Origin of the sequence: Chromobacterium paludis (genome assembly GCF_008275125.1) — a bacterium.
In the GTDB taxonomy this organism is placed as follows: domain Bacteria; phylum Pseudomonadota; class Gammaproteobacteria; order Burkholderiales; family Chromobacteriaceae; genus Chromobacterium; species Chromobacterium paludis.
Genome location: NZ_CP043473.1, coordinates 2,772,003 through 2,787,185, shown reverse-complemented (window position 1 = coordinate 2,787,185; position 15,183 = coordinate 2,772,003). Strand labels below are relative to the sequence as shown.

Below are 15,183 nucleotides of genomic sequence, written 5' to 3'. Positions count from 1 at the left end.
TGCCCATGGGCAGGCTCTCACGCTGGAAAATAGGCAAAAATGCGAAAAACGCTGTTGATATGGAACAAACTATGGGAATTTGGCCGCGCGGTTCCTGTCATGTCGGACAGGCCGGCTTGCTGGTATGATTCCGCCTTTGCCGCCCGGGCGGCGGTGTGATCGAATGACTGCAATGAAAAGACTAACCGGCATCCTGTTGTTGCTCCTGCTGTGCGCGGCCGCTTGGCTGGGCTGGGCCGTGCTGATGCCCGTGTCCTTGCCCGATGCCGGCTACAAGCTGCTGGTGGGGCCGAACCGGACCATGAAGCAGATTGCCCGTTCGCTGGAGCAGGATGGCGCCATCCGCAGCCAGCAGGTGCTGGTGGCGCTGGCCAGGCTGTCCGGCACCGACCGCAAGATCAAGGCCGGCCTCTATCGTTTCCAGGGGCCGCAATCGCTGCTGGATGTCTTGCTGCGGCTCAAGGAAGGGCAGCCGGACGAGGCCAGCCTGACCACGATCGAGGGCTGGACCTTTCGCCAGTTCCGCCAGGCGGTCAACCGCAGTCCGGATCTGAGCCATGACGCGAAGCATCTCAGCGACGCCGATCTGATGCGCGACCTGGGCATGCCCGGCGCCAGCCCCGAGGGCCTGTTCTTCCCCAGCACCTATCTGTTCACGCCGGGCGCGTCGGACATGGACCTGTACCGCTTGGCCTTCCAGAAGATGCAGCAGCAGCTGGCGGCTGCCTGGGCGGCGCGCAAGCCGGGCTTGCCTTATCGCACCCCTTACGAGCTGTTGACCATGGCCAGCCTGGTGGAAAAGGAAACCGCCCGCGAGGCGGACCGCCCCATGGTGGCGTCGGTTTTCGTCAACCGTCTGAAACTGGGCATGCGCTTGCAGACCGATCCCTCGGTGATCTACGGCATGGGCGACAGCTACCAGGGCACTATCGGCAAGGCGGACCTGCGCCGCGACACGCCTTACAATACCTATACCCGCGCCGGCCTCACGCCGACGCCCATCGCCTTGCCGGGCAAGGCCGCGCTGTATGCCGCGGCCCAGCCCGCGGAATCCACCGCGCTGTATTTCGTCGCCCGCGGCGACGGCAGCTCGCAGTTTTCCAGCACCCTGGACGAGCACAACCAGGCAGTGCGCAAATATATTTTGAAGAAAGGCCCGTAATGAGCAGTGCGCAGCAGGCCCCGCGAGGCCGTTTCATCACGCTGGAAGGCATAGACGGCGCCGGCAAGAGCACCCACCTTGCCTTCATCCACGATTGGCTGAGCCGCCATGACGTTGATGCGGTGTTCACGCGCGAACCGGGCGGCACCCCGCTGGGCGAACAGGTGCGCGCGCTGCTGCTGGCGCCGCAGACGCAGGTCTCGCTCGACGCGGAGACGCTGCTGGCCTTCGCCTCCCGCCAGCAGCATATTGCCGACGTGATCGAGCCGGCCTTGAGCCAAGGCCGCTGGCTGGTGTCCGACCGTTTCACCGACTCCACCTACGCCTTCCAGGGCGGCGGCCGCGGCGTGCCGTTCGAGCGCATCCGCGCGCTGGAAGACTGGGTGCAGCGCGGCCTGCAGCCCGACTTGACCCTGCTGTTCGATCTGCCGCTGGAAGTGGCGGCAGGCCGGATGTCCGGCACCCGCCAGCTCGATCGTTTCGAACAAGAGGCGGCCGACTTCCACCAGCGCGTGCGCGAGGCCTATCTCAAGCGCGCGGCGGCGGAACCCGGCCGCTTCGCCGTGTTGGACGCCAGCCGCGGCATCGCCGACATTCAGGTCGATATCGCCGGCCATCTGCAGACTCTGCTGGAGCGCGGCTGATGCTGTATCCGTGGCAGGGCGAGGATTGGCGGCGGCTGAACGCCGAACGCGAACGCATGCCCGGCGCCTGGTTGCTGACCGGCGGCGCCGGCATAGGCAAGCTCGCTTTCGCCGAGCACTTGGCGCAGTCGCTGCTGTGCGAGAACCCTCAGGCCGGCCATCAGCCCTGCGGCCAATGCCAGGGATGCCGCTGGTTCCTCAGCGGCACCCATCCGGATTTTCGCCGCCTGTCGCCGTACTCGGACGAAGACGAGGAGGGCAAGGAGGCCAAGCCCACGCGCAAGCTGCCGCAGATCAAGATCGAGGCGGTGCGCGACGTCATAGACTTCGCCCACCTGACCGCCCATCGCGCCGGCCAGCGCGTGATCCTGCTGGAGCCGGCGGAGAGCCTGAATCTGGCGGCCGCCAATGCCTTGCTCAAAATCCTGGAGGAACCGCCGGCCTCCGTGCTGTTCCTGCTGGTATCGCACGCGCCTCAGCGCCTGCTGCCCACGATACTCAGCCGCTGCCGCCGCTTCGCGCTGACGCGGCCGGCGGAGGCCGTCGCGCGGGACTGGCTGCGCGAGCAGGGCATCGCCAATGCCGAGGTCGAGCTGGCCCATAACGGCGGCGCGCCCTTGTTCGATCATGACCCGGAACAGGCGGCGCTGCGCGCCCAGTTCATCCGCAGCCTGGGGCAACCCAGCTTTGCCGGCATGCTGCAAATGGCCGAGCTGGTGGACAAAAACAAGCAGCTGTCGCTGCAGCCGCCGCTGTCCTGGCTGCAGAAGTGGCTGCATGACCTGGCCGCGCTATGCCTGGCTGGCCGGCTCCGCTATTATCCGGACCAGGAGGCGGCGTTGGCGGCGCTGGCGGCGCGCTGCGACATGCGGCAACTGATGGCCTGCCAACAGGCACTGACCGCGCTGGCGCCGTTTGCGGAGCACACGCTGAACATTCGCCTGCAACTGGAGTCCGTGCTGATGGATTATCTGAAGATTTTCGCTGGCGCCAAGGCCGGCTCATGATGGAGAGGGCAAGCCCAGTATGGAAGCCGCCAACAGGCCGGATCTGACCAACCCCAATCGCCCGGGCGTGCTGTCGCTGCACATCAAGGAGCGCAGCGCGCTGTTTGCCGCTTACATGCCGTTTCTGCGCAACGGCGGCATTTTCATACCCACCAATAAGGAAATGCAGCTGGGCGAGGAGGTTTTCCTGCTGCTGACCCTGATGGACGATCCGCAGCGCATCGCGGTTCAGGCCAAGGTGGTGTGGATCACCCCGGCTGGCGCCAATAACAGCCGCGTGCAGGGCGTGGGCGTGGAGTTTGTCGCCGGCGACGCCGGCAAGCAGGCCAAGGACAAGATAGAAACCATGCTGGGCGGCGTGCTCAACTCCAGCCGGCCCACCCACACCATGTAGCGGCGCGGGATGGCGCCCCGGCGGCATGGTATGCTGTAGGCTGTTAGACAGACTCTTCATTCGCCATGCTGATCGACTCCCACTGCCATATCAACTTCCCCGATTTGTCCGAGCGCCTGCCGGAGGTGCTGGCCAATATGCGCCAGAACCAAGTAACGCATGCGCTGGTGATAGGCGTGAGCCGGCCCAAATACCCGCAGGTGCTGGCGCTGGCCGAAGCCCATCCGCATCTTTACGCGACGGTGGGTGTGCATCCGGACGACCCGGAGGCTGAAGAGTACAGCGAGGACGAGCTGGTGGCGCTGGCCGCGCATCCGCGCGTGGTGGGCATAGGCGAGACCGGCCTCGACTACCACTGGTGCAAGGGCGATCTGGCCTGGCAGCATGAACGCTTCCGCACCCATATCCGCGCCGCCAAGCGCGTTGGCCTGCCGCTGGTGATCCACACTCGGGAATCGGCCGCCGACACCATACGCATCATGCAGGAAGAGCGCGCCGAACAATGCGGCGGCGTGATGCATTGCTTCACCGAAACCTGGGAAGTGGCGGAGGCCGCGCTGGCGCTGGGCTTCTACATCTCCTTCTCCGGCGTGGTGACCTTCAAGAACGCCAAGCAGGTGCAGGAAGTGGCGCAGAAAGTGCCGCTGGAGCGGATGCTGATCGAGACCGACTCGCCGTATCTGGCGCCGGTGCCGCATCGCGGCAAGCTGAACGAGCCCGCCTATGTGCGCCATGTGGCCGCGTTCATCGCCGAGCTGCGCGGCATCACCTTCGACGAGGTGGCGCAGGCCACCACCGACAACTTCTTCCGCCTGTTCGCCAAGGCGGCGCGCTGAACGGAGGCCGCCATGCGCCCACTCGCCCTGTTCCTCAGCCTCATGCTGGCCATGCCGGCTTGGGCCAGCTGCGTGCAGCTGGGCGGACGCAGCTTTTGCGCGCCGCCGGGCGGCTCGGCCGTGCTGCACCAGGGGCAGGCCTATTGCGGCGCGGGCGCGTGCACGGCCGATGCTTTCGGCAATCTGTTCTGCTCGCCGTTTCCGGGCGGCGACGTGATCCGCGCCAACGGCTCTTTCTACGCCGGCCCAGGCTTCTGCCTATTGGGGCCGGACGGCAGCGCGCATTGCGCCGGCATGCCTGGCGGCCAGTGCGTCATCGAAGCCGGCGGCGAGGTCAAATGCCCCGGCGGCTCGGTCGCCGTGCCGGCAGTGCGGCCGCCGCTATGTCAATGAACCATCAAGGGACAGCGTGGACAAGTTAGACGTCACCATCCTGGGCTGCGGCTCCAGCTCCGGCACCCCGGCAATAGGCTGCCGCTGTGAAACCTGCGTTTCCGCCGATCCGCGCAATAAACGCACCCGCGCCAGCGCCTATGTGCGCGTGGGCGGGGTGGGTTTTCTGATCGATACCGGGCCGGATCTGCGCCTGCAGGCGCTCAGGGAGGGGGTGGAGCAAGTGGACGCGGTGCTATATACCCATCCGCACGCCGACCACCTGAACGGCATTGATGATCTGCGCGCCTTCTGCTACCTGAAAAAAGGCCCGATCTCCCTGTACGGCAACGAGTTCACCATAGCCAATATCCGCGAGCGCTTTGGCTATGCGCTGCAGCCGCCGTCCAGGATGTGGGACAAGCCCGTGCTGTTGCCGGAGATGGTCAGCGGGCCGTTCGCGCATCAGGGCGTGATGCTGACGCCCATCCCGCTGCTGCACGGCAGCTGGCCCTGCCTGGGCTGGCGCATCGGCGACATGGCCTGGCTTACCGACCTGTCGCACATTCCGGATAGCAGCCTGCCGCTGCTGGAGGGGCTGGAGCTGCTGTTCCTGGATTGCCTGAACAGCGATCCCTATCCCTCCCACCTGTGCGTGGCGCAGTCATGGGAATGGGCGGCCCGCATCGGCGCCCGCCGCACCGTGCTGATCCACATGACGCACAAGCTGGAGTACCAGGCGCTTAGCGCGCAGTGCCCGCCCGGCGTGGAGGTGGGCTTCGATGGCTGGCGGAGCGAGATGGCGATGAGATGATGGGCATCATGTTTAAAAAAATCATGATTATCAATGGCTTGTTCTAATCACTTTTTCAGTGGAATTTTCTGGTCCAGCACCGCCACGGCGGTGATGGCATTGTCCGGGCTGCCGTCCACCAGCTTGTCAGAGTAGGTGAGGTAGGTCAGCACATTGCGCTTGGCGTCCACGATGCGCACCACGCGCACATGCTTGAACACGAAGGATGCGCCTTCCTTGAATACCTGCTCCTGCTTGGGCAGCGGCCCATCGAAGCGGATGGGCCCCACCTGGCGGCAGGCGACGGAGAAGCGCGACGGGTCCTTGGCCAGGCCCAGCGCGCCGGAGTAGCCGCCCGTGCGTGCGCGCGAGACATAGCAGGCCACGCCTTGCACCGATGGATCGTCAAAGGCCTCGACGATGACCTTGTCGTTGGGGCTGAGCAGCTTGAAGGTGGTGGATACCTCGCCCACCTCCTCGGCGCGGGCGAGGCTGGCGAGGCCCAGCAGGGCGAATAACAGCGCGATTCTTTTCATTAATCATGTCTCCGGTGAGGCCGTCGCGGTGGCGATGCCGCAAGCATTGTAGGCAAGCGCGCCGCCTGGCTCAATCGGCGGCCTGCCGTTCCCTGAACGCCGCCATCTCATCGGCGACGAAATATTCGATCATGGTGCGGTAAACGGCTGCGGTCAGCGCGGCGTCCGCGCCCAGCTCGCCTGCCAGCCGCTCTACGCGGCGCATCACCTGATCGACGCGCTTGCCGCCCTCCACCTCGTCCCGGCTTTGCTTGAACGCCGCGGCCTGGCGCACGTAGATGCCGCGCTCGGCGATCAGCGCCACCAGGGCGCGGTCCAGCCGGTCGATCTGCTCGCGCACTTCGTCCAGGCTCTGGCATTGATAAATGTGTTCCATCGCGGCTTGCCTCTCAGTAGTAGTTGAGGCCCATGGCCGCCTTGACTTCGGCCAGGGTGCGCGCTGCCACGTCGCGGGCGCGGCGGGTGCCGGCCTTCAGCATCTCCAGCACGGCGGCCGGATCTTGGGCGTAATGCTCGCGGCGGGCGCGTATCGGCGCCAGCATTTCCTGCAGGCAGTCTTCCAGATGCTTCTTGATGACGGTGTCGCCCAGGCCGCCGCGCTGGTAATGGGCTTTCAGCTCCGCCACCAAGGCCTGGTCCGGGTGGAAGACGTCCAGATAGGTGAAGACCACATTGCCTTCCACTTGGCCGGGATCGGACACGCGCAGGTGATTCGGGTCGGTGTACATCATCTTCACCGCCTGGCGGATGTCATCGGGGCTGGCGGACAGGGTGATGGTGTTGCCCAGCGACTTGGACATCTTGGCCTTGCCGTCTATGCCGGGCAGGCGCGAACCGACTTCCGGCACCACCGCCTTGGCTTCCACCAATACCGGCAGGTCCACGCTGGCGTTGAAGCGGCGCACGATCTCGTTGGTCTGCTCGATCATGGGAATCTGGTCTTCGCCCACCGGCACGATGGTGGCCTTGAAGGCGGTGATGTCGGCCGCCTGGGCGGCCGGATAGGTCAGGAAGCCGGCGGGGATGTCGCGTTCGTAGCCGCGCTGCTTGATTTCGTCCTTGATGGTGGGATTGCGCTCCAGCCGCGACACCGTCACCAGGTTCAAGTAGTACGAGGCCAGCTCGGTCAGTTCCGGCACCAGGCTCTGGATGAAGATGGTGCTCTTGGCCGGGTCGATGCCGACGGCCAGATAATCCAGCGCCACCTGCAGCACGTTGTCGCGTACTTTCAGGTAGTTGCCCATATTGTCGGTCAGCGCCTGGGCGTCGGCCAGCAGCAGGAATTGCGCGCAGCGGTCCTGCAGGATGACGCGGTTGCGCAGCGAGCCGACGTAGTGGCCCAGGTGCAATTGGCCGGTGGTGCGATCGCCGGTGAGGATGATGTCTTGGCTGCTGATGGTGTCCAGATTCATGCCGTTCTCCATGGGGTTTGGAGGAGGAGGCCGGCAGGCGGACTGGGAGGAGAGGCTAAAAAACAAACCCGGTGCGCCTTGTCGGCAGCCTCCGGGTTTTTTGCGTGCGCGTTCGCCGGTGCCGCCTAGGAGAGGCGCCACCACCAAAATCGGATTGCGAATGCGGGTGCGGTATTCATGACTTCATCAAAACACGGCGCAAGGCGCGGCGTCAAGCCTCGGTTTGCAGCAGCGTGCCTATGGTCGGACGGCTTGAGGCGTAGGCGCGCGTGGCGGAGCGGGCTTGCGCTTGGCGGGAGGGCCGTTCCTGACGCATGCCTAAGGTGGCGGGCAGGGCGAAGGCGGCAGCCAGGGCCGAGGCCTGGGATGGCGCGGCGTGCAGCGGATGCTGTTGGGCGGCGCGGTGCAGCATGTCGGCGAACTCGCGTTGCGGATTGGCGTCGCTTCCCCCGCTGGACTGCACGCCGGACAGCTGTTGCGGCAGGGGCCGTATCAGCTGTATCGGTGGCAGATTGAAGTCGGGGATGTTCATGACGGTTCTCGAAATCTGGGGCTGCCAGTTTGAGAGCGGATAATTGCTTTTGTTCTTTGATTTGCAGGAAATTTACATAAAAACAGTAAGATATGAGTTTTGTTAAATTGCATGAAGCCATGGCGCGGCTTGATCCAGCGGCGGTTTGCCGCGACCATGGCGGTTTTGCGCGGGAGGCGATAGATGAAATCAAAACAGATGGCCGCAGGCGGCTTGGTCTATTCCACCGAACATGGCCGCATGTGCCCATCCTGCCGACAGCCAGTGTCGCAATGCGAGTGCGGCAAGCCGGCGGCGCCGACCGGCGACGGCATCGCCCGCGTTTCGCGCGAGAGCAAGGGCCGCGGCGGCAAGACGGTGACGGTGGTGAAAGGCGTGCCATTGGCCGGAGAGGACTTGGCCAAGCTGGGCAAGCAACTGCGCGCGCGCTGCGGCAGCGGCGGCACGCTCAAGGATGGCGTGCTGGAAATACAGGGCGACCACGTGGAGACCGTGGTCGCCGAGTTGGTTAAGCTGGGATTCAAGACCAAGCGGGCAGGGGGCTAGTGGCGCTTGGGACTTGTTCACTATTGAATCCGCTGCGCGGATCGCCGTTTTCATTGCCGGGCTGCCGGCGGCAGGGAGGGGATATTGGCTTGGCCAAATATCCCCTCCACCCCTAAACGCCACCCTGCAAGCCTGGCCTGCAGGCTTCCCTCCGGTTCCCGTCAGGCGCCGAGGCGCGGCTGAACTCTCTGCGTGCGCATCTCTCGCAGGGCGAGGCGAAGCCTCGCACGTAGAGATTTCGCTCAACGGTGCGCGCTAACGTCGCGGGACTCAAACATGCAGCCGCTTAAGACCTCGGGCCTGACACCCGGCGGCAGGCTTGGAGCGATGTAGGTGCATCGAAAACGTGTTTGTTTTTCACGCGCCAGGCCTAAAAGCCAAAGATCATGAACACGTTCTTAGAACTTCCTGCCCAGCGCCGCCTTGTGCATGATGGTGGAGGCGATTTCCTCGATGGATTTGTGGGTGGTGCTGATGAAGGGCACGCCGTGGTGGCGGAACATCGACTCCGCTTCGTTCACTTCGCGCCGGCAGTTGTCCATGCTGGCGTATTTGGAGTCCGGGCGGCGCTCGGAGCGGATGTGGTGCAGGCGGTTCGGATCAATGGTGAGGCCGAACATCTTGTCCTTGAACGGCAGCAGGATCTTGGGCAGGGTGGGGCTGTCCAGGTCTTCCGGCGTCAGCGGGTAGTTGGCGGCGCGGATGCCGTACTGCAGCGCCAGATACAGGCAGGTGGGCGTCTTGCCGGAACGCGACACGCCGATCAGGATCACGTCGGCCTCGTCCAGATCCTTCAATTTGACGCCGTCGTCGTGGTTCAGCGAGAAGTTCACCGCCTCGATGCGGTGATCGTATTTCTCCTCGTTGACCATGCCGTGAGCCTTGCCCACGCTCAGCGAGGCCTTGCGGCCCAGCTCCAGTTCCAGATGGCCGATGAAGGCTTCGAAGAAGTCGATCAAGACGATGTTGTCCAGCCGCAGCGCCTCGCGCACTTCTGGATTGATGATGCTGGTGAACACCAGGGGGCGCAGGTGGTCGCGCTCGGCTACTTCGCTGATGCGCTGCGCCAGGACCCGCGCTTTTTCCACGGTGTCGACGAAAGGGACGGTCTCGCGCTTGAAGTCCATGCTGTCGAACTGCGTCAGCAGCGTGTGGCCCAGCGATTCGGCGGTGATGCCGGTGCGGTCGGAGATGAAAAAAGCTGAACGATGATGGGGCATGGCGGACCTTGCTCGCAGTGGGTTTGTCTGGGCAAAGTGTATACCGGAGCGGGCTGGCGCGGTATGGGCTGGAAACGATTCCTTTTCTTCATGTAATCACAACATTACATGACATTTTCTTGGTTTTTCCTGTCTCATCGCGGGCAAGTGGTTGATTATTTTGTGTTTGGAAATTTCGCTGTCGCAAAAAATCTTGTGCGCTGCAAAAGTTGCTACGCAAACGGCACGTAATTCGGCTAGAATGCGGCCCATCGTCCCAATCCCAACACAGGAAGTGAAGTGATGGCAGACAACTACGTCATCTGGTTCGAGAAGCTGCGTATGACCGACGTGGAAGAGGTAGGCGGCAAGAACGCCTCCCTTGGTGAAATGATCAGTCAGCTGGCGGGTTCCGGCGTTCGTGTTCCCGGCGGCTTTGCCACCACCGCCCAGGCGTACCGGGATTTCCTGCAGCACAATGGCCTGGCCGACAAGATCAATGCCGCGCTGGCCAAGCTCGATATCGACGACGTCAGCGAACTGGCCCGCGTGGGCAAGGAAATCCGCCAGTGGATCATCGACACCCCGTTCCCGGCCAAGCTTGATGCGGACATCAAGGAAGCCTGGGACAAAATGGTGGGCGATGCCGGCGGCGCCGACATTTCCGTCGCAGTCCGTTCTTCCGCCACCGCGGAAGACCTCCCCGATGCCTCGTTCGCAGGCCAGCAAGAAACCTTCCTGAATATCCGCGGCCTTGACAATGTCAAGGATGCGATGAAGCACGTTTTCGCCTCCCTCTACAACGACCGCGCCATTTCCTACCGCGTGCACAAGGGCTTCGCCCACGACGTGGTGGCCTTGTCCGCCGGCGTGCAGCGCATGGTGCGTTCCGACGAGGGCGCGGCCGGCGTGATGTTCACCATCGACACCGAATCCGGCTTTGAAGACGTGGTGTTCATCACCGCTTCTTACGGCCTGGGCGAGACCGTGGTGCAGGGCGCCGTGAACCCGGACGAGTTCTATGTGCACAAGCCGACGCTGAAGGCCGGCCGCCCCGCCATCCTGCGCAAGACCATGGGCTCCAAGCTGATCAAGATGGAGTTCACCGACGCCTCGCAAGCCGGCCGTTCGGTTAAAACCGTGGATGTGACGCCGGAGCTGCGCAAGCAATTCTCGATCACCGACGCCGAAGTGGCCGAACTGGCCCAGTACGCGCTGATCATCGAAAAACACTACGGCCGCCCGATGGACATCGAGTGGGGCCGCGACGGCCTGGACGGCAAGCTGTACATCCTGCAGGCGCGTCCGGAAACCGTTAAGTCGCAGGAAGACCGCAAGGACACCCTGCGCCGCTACCGCCTGAACAGCAAGTCGCAAGTGCTGTGCGAAGGCCGCGCCATCGGCCAGAAGATCGGCCAGGGCGTGGTGCGCACCATCAAGGACGCGTCCGAGATGGACCGCGTCAAGCCGGGCGATGTGCTGGTGACCGACATGACCGACCCGGATTGGGAACCGGTGATGAAGCGCGCCGCCGCCATCGTGACCAACCGCGGCGGCCGCACCTGCCACGCGGCCATCATCGCGCGCGAGCTGGGCATCCCGGCCGTGGTTGGCTGCGGCGACGCCACCGACGTGCTGAAGGAAGGCATGCAGGTCACCGTGTCCTGCGCCGAAGGCGACACCGGCAACATCTATGACGGCCTGCTGGACGTGGAAATCATCGACCTGGAACTGGACAAGATGCCCAAGGCCCCGGTCAAGATCATGATGAACGTCGGCAATCCGGAACTGGCTTTCGACTTCGCCCAGCTGCCGAACGAGGGCGTGGGCCTGGCGCGGATGGAGTTCGTGATCAACCGCCAGATCGGCATCCACCCGAAGGCGCTGCTGGAATTCGACAAGCTGAGCCCGGAACTGAAGGCGACCATCTCCGACCGCATCGCCGGCTACGCCAGCCCGGTGGATTTCTACGTGGACAAGATCGCGGAGGGCGTGTCCACCTTGGCTGCGGCGTTCTACCCGAAAAAGGTCATCGTGCGCATGTCGGACTTCAAGTCCAATGAGTACGCCAACCTGATCGGCGGCCAGCTGTACGAGCCGCATGAAGAAAACCCGATGATCGGTTTCCGCGGCGCCGCGCGCTACGTGGCCGAATCGTTCCGCGATTGTTTCGAGCTGGAATGCCGCGCCATCAAGAAGGTGCGCGACGTGATGGGCCTGACCAACGTGGAAGTGATGATCCCGTTCGTCCGCACCCTGGCCGAAGCCGAGAAGGTGGTCGAGATTCTGGCTGAAAACGGCCTGAAGCGCGGCGAAAACGGCCTGCGCCTGATCATGATGTGCGAGCTGCCGACCAACGCCGTGCTGGCGGAGAAGTTCCTGCAGCACTTCGACGGCTTCTCCATCGGCTCCAACGACATGACCCAGCTGACGCTGGGCGTGGACCGCGATTCCGGCGGCCCGATTGCCACCACCTTCGACGAGCGCAACGAGGCGGTCAAGGCCATGCTGCACATGTCCATCCAGGCGTGCCGCAAGCTGGGCAAGTACGTTGGCATCTGCGGCCAGGGCCCGTCCGACCATCCGGACTTCGCCAAGTGGCTGGTGGAAGAGGGCATCGAAACCGTGTCGCTGAACCCGGACACCGTGGTGGAAACCTGGCTGTACCTGGCCAAGGAACTGAACAGCTAAGACTGTCGGATATCCATCAGAGAAAACCGCCCGGCAACGGGCGGTTTTGTTTTGCCCGGCCTCAGCGGTTGTCGAAGCCGTCCGAACGCGGCGGCGTCTGCTCGATCTGGCGGGCTTTTTCCACCAGCCGTTCGGTGCCCAGCTCGCGCTCCGCCAGCTGCAGGCGACGGTTCTCCTCGGCGGCGCGTTCCGCCTCCAGCGCCTGCTGTTCGCCTTGCAGCAATAAGGCTTCGATGGCTTCGAAATCGAACAGCGCGCGCGTGTCGCTCAGCCGCTCGGCGTAATGCGCGACATTGTTGGCATCCGCCAGCATCAGCGCCGGCGCGGTATAGCCGCTGAGCGGAAATTCCGTGATCAGCACGCCGTAGCGTTTGTGGAAGTCCCGTCCGCGCAGCGTAGACAGCAGCGTGGTGTGCGGCAGGCCGTGCTCGTGGCGCGCGCGCGCCAGCGAGGATGGCGAATCCACGGTGATGACGATCAGCTTCAGGTGCGGCCAGCGGTCCAGGAAGCGACGCACTTCGCGCAGCAGCAGGATGCCGCCGTGCTCTTCCTCATCCACCGACAGCAGGGTGAGGATGACCTTGGGCCCCATGAAGCTTTCCAGCGCCGCGTCGCGTTTTTGGTCGTCCACCAGCATGAAACTGGGCAGGTAGTCGCCCACCTTGGGGAAGTCGCCAATCACCGGCAGCATTTCGTCGCCGTATTGCAGCCAGAAGTCAGTCATATCGTGTCCCCTCCTCAGTTTTCATCGTGGACGAGGGGAGGGCAAAAGCAAGCTTTGCTTCTAACGACAACAAAAACCCCCGCACGGGCGGGGGCGAGGTGTTGCGTTTAACTCAATTGCGGCGCCGGCTGCTGGCGCCGTTCCGGCGGCGGTTCCGAGGGCGGCGCGTCGCCCAACACCTGCTTCATCCTGTCCACGTCCAGCGCCTTTTCCCACTTGGCGATCACCACGGTGGCGACGCCGTTGCCGATCAGGTTGGTGATGGCGCGGGCTTCGGACATGAAGCGGTCGATGCCGATCAACAGCGCCAGGCCTTCCACCGGCAGTTTGCCGCCCAGCGTGGCCAGCGTCGCCGCCAGCGTGATGAAGCCGCCGCCGGTCACCGCCGCCGCGCCCTTGGAGGTGAGCAGCAGCACGCCGATGATGGCCAGCTCCTCGCCCAGCGTCAGGTTCACATTGGTGGCCTGGGCGATGAAGATCGCCGCCATGGTCAGGTAGATGGAAGTGCCGTCCAGATTGAAGGAGTAGCCGGTGGGCACCACCATGCCGACCACCGGCCTGGCGCAGCCCAGATTCTCCAGTTTCTTCATGATGCCCGGCAGCGCCGATTCGGACGAAGACGTGCCCAGCACCAGCAGGATTTCTTCCTTGATGTAGACCAGGAAGCGCCACAGGCTGAAGCCGGAGAAGCGGGCGATGGTGCCCAGCACGATGAAGACGAAGGCGAAGCAGGTCAGATAGACGCAGGCCATCAAGAAGCCCAGCTGCTTCAGCGAGCCGATGCCGTACTTGCCTATGGTGAAGGCCATCGCGCCGAAAGCGCCGATCGGAGCCAGCTTCATCAGCATATTGATCACGCCGAACAGCGCGTGCGAGAACTCGTCCAGGATGTGGACGATGGTCTTGCCGTTGTCGCCCATCTTGGTCAGCGCCAGGCCCAGCAGCACCGAGAAGGTCAGTACCTGCAGGATCTCGCCATGGGCGAAGGCGCCCACCACGGTATCGGGAATGATGTGCAGCAGGAAGTCCACCGTGTTCATTTCCTTGGCGCCGGCGGTGTATTTGGCGATGTCCTGGGCATGCAGGGTGTGCGGGTCGATATTGAGGCCGGCGCCCGGCTGCAGCAGGTTGACCACGATCAGGCCTATCACCAGCGCGAGGGTGGTGACGGCCTCGAAGTAGAACAGCGCCTTGACGCCGACGCGGCCCACTTCCTTCATGTCGCCCATTTTGGCGATGCCGACGACGACGGTGGCGAAGATGATGGGCGCGATCATCATCTTGATCAGCTTGATGAAGGCGTCGCCCAACGGTTTCATCTTGGCGCCCAGATCAGGCGCGAGCGCGCCCAGGGTGACGCCCAGCGCGATGGCGATCAGCACCTGCACATAGAGGCGCGAAAAGAATGGGGTCTTGGTTTGCATGGTTCTCCCGACTGGCGTTGCGTTGCTTCGGATGCGGACTCTTAATTGGCCCATTTGCATCCGATGCTAACAACTGCGGAAAGCCGGGAGCATTGTCGATATCCCTATCGGGGATAACCCTGATGTTTAGGATGATTTTTGGCCACGGAAGCACACGGGAAAAAGGCAGTAGGGGGTGAGGGGGACAGAACGAGCCGGTCATTGGAGTGGCTTCTGTCCGTGCTTTCCGTGTGTTTCCGTGGCTGTGGAAAGTTTGCAGGAGCGTCAGTGCAGCTGCTTCAGATAGGACGCGAAGCCGCTGAGCAGCATTTCCACCGAGATGGCGGTCAGCACCAGGCCCATCAGCCGCTCCAGCGCGGTGATCGCCTGTTCGCCCAGCAGCTTCTGCAGCCGGCTGGAGAACAGGAAGACGACGGTGGTGACCAGCATGCAAATGGTCAGCGCGCCCATCCATTCCAGCATGCGGCCCGGTTCGCGGGTGGACAGCAAAAGCACGGTGGCCATCGCCGATGGACCGGCGATCAGCGGAATCGCGATGGGGACGATGAAGGGTTCGCCGTGCATTTTATCGCCGCCGAACACGCTGCCTTCTCCGGGGAAAATCATCTTGATGGCGATCAGGAACAGGATGACGCCGCCGGCGATGCGCATGGATTCGTCGGTCAGGTGCATCAAGTCCAGAAAGTTGCGGCCGAACAGCATGAATACGGTCAGCACCAGGAAGGCGATCAGGCATTCGCGATAGACCACGCGCTTGCGGCGCTCCGGCTTCACCTGCTTCAGCGCGGAGATGAACAGCGGGATATTGCCCAGCGGGTCGGTGATCAGGATCAGCAGGATGGTGGCGGACAGGAAGGAGGTTTGCATGGATATTGCCAGGTGGGTGGAGCAGGCGGCGATTATCGCATGCG

Annotated in this window: 17 protein-coding genes; 9 read left to right on the top strand and 8 right to left on the bottom strand. The window is 63.6% G+C overall.

Annotated features, from left to right (window positions below; all coding sequences use genetic code 11):
* The first annotated feature begins 172 nt into the window (after positions 1-172).
* The 7 genes from mltG (at position 173) to FYK34_RS13045 (ending at position 5,229) form a co-directional block, all read left to right on the top strand.
* A complete protein-coding gene (gene mltG / locus FYK34_RS13075) occupies positions 173-1,162 on the top strand; it encodes an endolytic transglycosylase MltG (RefSeq protein ID WP_149297108.1) in 990 nt (329 codons plus the stop codon).
* Positions 1,162-1,806 (top strand): dTMP kinase, encoded by a 645-nt coding sequence (gene tmk, locus FYK34_RS13070; RefSeq protein WP_149297106.1) that lies wholly within the window; start codon positions 1,162-1,164, stop codon positions 1,804-1,806. Before mltG ends, tmk begins: the two co-directional genes overlap by 1 nt.
* Entirely contained in the window at positions 1,806-2,813 is a 1,008-nt protein-coding gene (locus FYK34_RS13065) for a DNA polymerase III subunit delta' (protein ID WP_149297104.1), read from the top strand. The genes tmk and FYK34_RS13065 overlap by 1 nt, the downstream gene beginning before the upstream one ends.
* Before the next feature lie 19 nt (positions 2,814-2,832).
* On the top strand, positions 2,833-3,207 hold the full coding sequence (locus tag FYK34_RS13060; protein ID WP_149297102.1) for a PilZ domain-containing protein: 375 nt from the start codon (positions 2,833-2,835) through the stop codon (positions 3,205-3,207).
* 65 nt (positions 3,208-3,272) lie between these two features.
* Positions 3,273-4,043: a TatD family hydrolase gene (locus tag FYK34_RS13055; protein ID WP_149297100.1), complete on the top strand. Its 771-nt coding sequence runs from the start codon at positions 3,273-3,275 to the stop codon at positions 4,041-4,043.
* A gap of 12 nt (positions 4,044-4,055) precedes the next feature.
* Entirely contained in the window at positions 4,056-4,436 is a 381-nt protein-coding gene (locus tag FYK34_RS13050) for a hypothetical protein (RefSeq protein ID WP_149297099.1), read from the top strand.
* A 16-nt stretch (positions 4,437-4,452) separates the two neighbouring features.
* Entirely contained in the window at positions 4,453-5,229 is a 777-nt protein-coding gene (locus FYK34_RS13045; RefSeq protein WP_149297097.1) for an MBL fold metallo-hydrolase, read from the top strand.
* 47 nt (positions 5,230-5,276) lie between these two features.
* Here FYK34_RS13045 and FYK34_RS13040 read toward each other — a convergent pair whose 3' ends face one another.
* The 4 genes from FYK34_RS13040 to FYK34_RS13025 form a co-directional block, all read right to left on the bottom strand.
* Positions 5,277-5,744, bottom strand: coding sequence for a CreA family protein (locus FYK34_RS13040; RefSeq protein WP_149297095.1), 468 nt, complete (start codon positions 5,742-5,744; stop codon positions 5,277-5,279).
* Positions 5,745-5,814: 70 nt separating this feature from the next.
* The gene (locus tag FYK34_RS13035; RefSeq protein ID WP_149297093.1) at positions 5,815-6,120 is read right to left on the bottom strand and encodes a chorismate mutase; all 306 of its coding nucleotides are present in this window, start codon (positions 6,118-6,120) and stop codon (positions 5,815-5,817) included.
* Positions 6,121-6,133: 13 nt separating this feature from the next.
* Positions 6,134-7,156, bottom strand: a complete 1,023-nt coding sequence (trpS, locus tag FYK34_RS13030) for a tryptophan--tRNA ligase (RefSeq protein ID WP_149297092.1) — start codon at positions 7,154-7,156, stop codon at positions 6,134-6,136.
* A gap of 211 nt (positions 7,157-7,367) precedes the next feature.
* Positions 7,368-7,688 carry a hypothetical protein gene (locus tag FYK34_RS13025; protein WP_149297090.1) on the bottom strand — a complete coding sequence of 107 codons (321 nt, stop codon included), beginning with the start codon at positions 7,686-7,688 and terminating at the stop codon, positions 7,368-7,370.
* Positions 7,689-7,871: 183 nt separating this feature from the next.
* Between FYK34_RS13025 and FYK34_RS13020 the strand changes: the two genes are divergently transcribed.
* Positions 7,872-8,234 (top strand): translation initiation factor Sui1, encoded by a 363-nt coding sequence (locus FYK34_RS13020; protein WP_149297088.1) that lies wholly within the window; start codon positions 7,872-7,874, stop codon positions 8,232-8,234.
* A gap of 398 nt (positions 8,235-8,632) precedes the next feature.
* Here the strand turns inward: FYK34_RS13020 and ppsR are convergent, their stop codons facing one another.
* Positions 8,633-9,454: a posphoenolpyruvate synthetase regulatory kinase/phosphorylase PpsR gene (gene ppsR, locus FYK34_RS13015; RefSeq protein WP_149297086.1), complete on the bottom strand. Its 822-nt coding sequence runs from the start codon at positions 9,452-9,454 to the stop codon at positions 8,633-8,635.
* A gap of 282 nt (positions 9,455-9,736) precedes the next feature.
* Here ppsR and ppsA point away from each other — a divergent pair, with 282 nt between their 5' ends.
* Positions 9,737-12,124: a phosphoenolpyruvate synthase gene (gene ppsA, locus FYK34_RS13010; RefSeq protein ID WP_149297084.1), complete on the top strand. Its 2,388-nt coding sequence runs from the start codon at positions 9,737-9,739 to the stop codon at positions 12,122-12,124.
* A gap of 61 nt (positions 12,125-12,185) precedes the next feature.
* Here the strand turns inward: ppsA and FYK34_RS13005 are convergent, their stop codons facing one another.
* The 3 genes from FYK34_RS13005 to FYK34_RS12995 form a co-directional block, all read right to left on the bottom strand.
* Positions 12,186-12,848, bottom strand: a complete 663-nt coding sequence (locus FYK34_RS13005; RefSeq protein WP_149297082.1) for a thioredoxin domain-containing protein — start codon at positions 12,846-12,848, stop codon at positions 12,186-12,188.
* Between the two features lie 107 nt (positions 12,849-12,955).
* A complete protein-coding gene (locus tag FYK34_RS13000; protein ID WP_168209742.1) occupies positions 12,956-14,272 on the bottom strand; it encodes a dicarboxylate/amino acid:cation symporter in 1,317 nt (438 codons plus the stop codon).
* A gap of 264 nt (positions 14,273-14,536) precedes the next feature.
* On the bottom strand, positions 14,537-15,139 hold the full coding sequence (locus tag FYK34_RS12995; protein WP_149297080.1) for a MarC family protein: 603 nt from the start codon (positions 15,137-15,139) through the stop codon (positions 14,537-14,539).
* Positions 15,140-15,183 lie beyond the last annotated feature (44 nt).

Excerpts from the sequence above, each read along its gene's own strand:
- mltG (WP_149297108.1), top strand. The coding sequence starts at position 173 with ATGAAAAGACTAACCGGCATCCTGTTGTTGCTCCTGCTGTGCGCGGCC.
- tmk (WP_149297106.1), top strand. The coding sequence starts at position 1,162 with ATGAGCAGTGCGCAGCAGGCCCCGCGAGGCCGTTTCATCACGCTGGAA.
- FYK34_RS13065 (WP_149297104.1), top strand. The coding sequence starts at position 1,806 with ATGCTGTATCCGTGGCAGGGCGAGGATTGGCGGCGGCTGAACGCCGAA.
- FYK34_RS13060 (WP_149297102.1), top strand. The coding sequence starts at position 2,833 with ATGGAAGCCGCCAACAGGCCGGATCTGACCAACCCCAATCGCCCGGGC.
- FYK34_RS13055 (WP_149297100.1), top strand. The coding sequence starts at position 3,273 with ATGCTGATCGACTCCCACTGCCATATCAACTTCCCCGATTTGTCCGAG.
- FYK34_RS13050 (WP_149297099.1), top strand. The coding sequence starts at position 4,056 with ATGCGCCCACTCGCCCTGTTCCTCAGCCTCATGCTGGCCATGCCGGCT.
- FYK34_RS13040 (WP_149297095.1), bottom strand. The coding sequence starts at position 5,744 with ATGAAAAGAATCGCGCTGTTATTCGCCCTGCTGGGCCTCGCCAGCCTC.
- FYK34_RS13035 (WP_149297093.1), bottom strand. The coding sequence starts at position 6,120 with ATGGAACACATTTATCAATGCCAGAGCCTGGACGAAGTGCGCGAGCAG.
- trpS (WP_149297092.1), bottom strand. The coding sequence starts at position 7,156 with ATGAATCTGGACACCATCAGCAGCCAAGACATCATCCTCACCGGCGAT.
- FYK34_RS13025 (WP_149297090.1), bottom strand. The coding sequence starts at position 7,688 with ATGAACATCCCCGACTTCAATCTGCCACCGATACAGCTGATACGGCCC.
- FYK34_RS13020 (WP_149297088.1), top strand. The coding sequence starts at position 7,872 with ATGAAATCAAAACAGATGGCCGCAGGCGGCTTGGTCTATTCCACCGAA.
- ppsR (WP_149297086.1), bottom strand. The coding sequence starts at position 9,454 with ATGCCCCATCATCGTTCAGCTTTTTTCATCTCCGACCGCACCGGCATC.
- ppsA (WP_149297084.1), top strand. The coding sequence starts at position 9,737 with ATGGCAGACAACTACGTCATCTGGTTCGAGAAGCTGCGTATGACCGAC.
- FYK34_RS13005 (WP_149297082.1), bottom strand. The coding sequence starts at position 12,848 with ATGACTGACTTCTGGCTGCAATACGGCGACGAAATGCTGCCGGTGATT.
- FYK34_RS13000 (WP_168209742.1), bottom strand. The coding sequence starts at position 14,272 with ATGCAAACCAAGACCCCATTCTTTTCGCGCCTCTATGTGCAGGTGCTG.
- FYK34_RS12995 (WP_149297080.1), bottom strand. The coding sequence starts at position 15,139 with ATGCAAACCTCCTTCCTGTCCGCCACCATCCTGCTGATCCTGATCACC.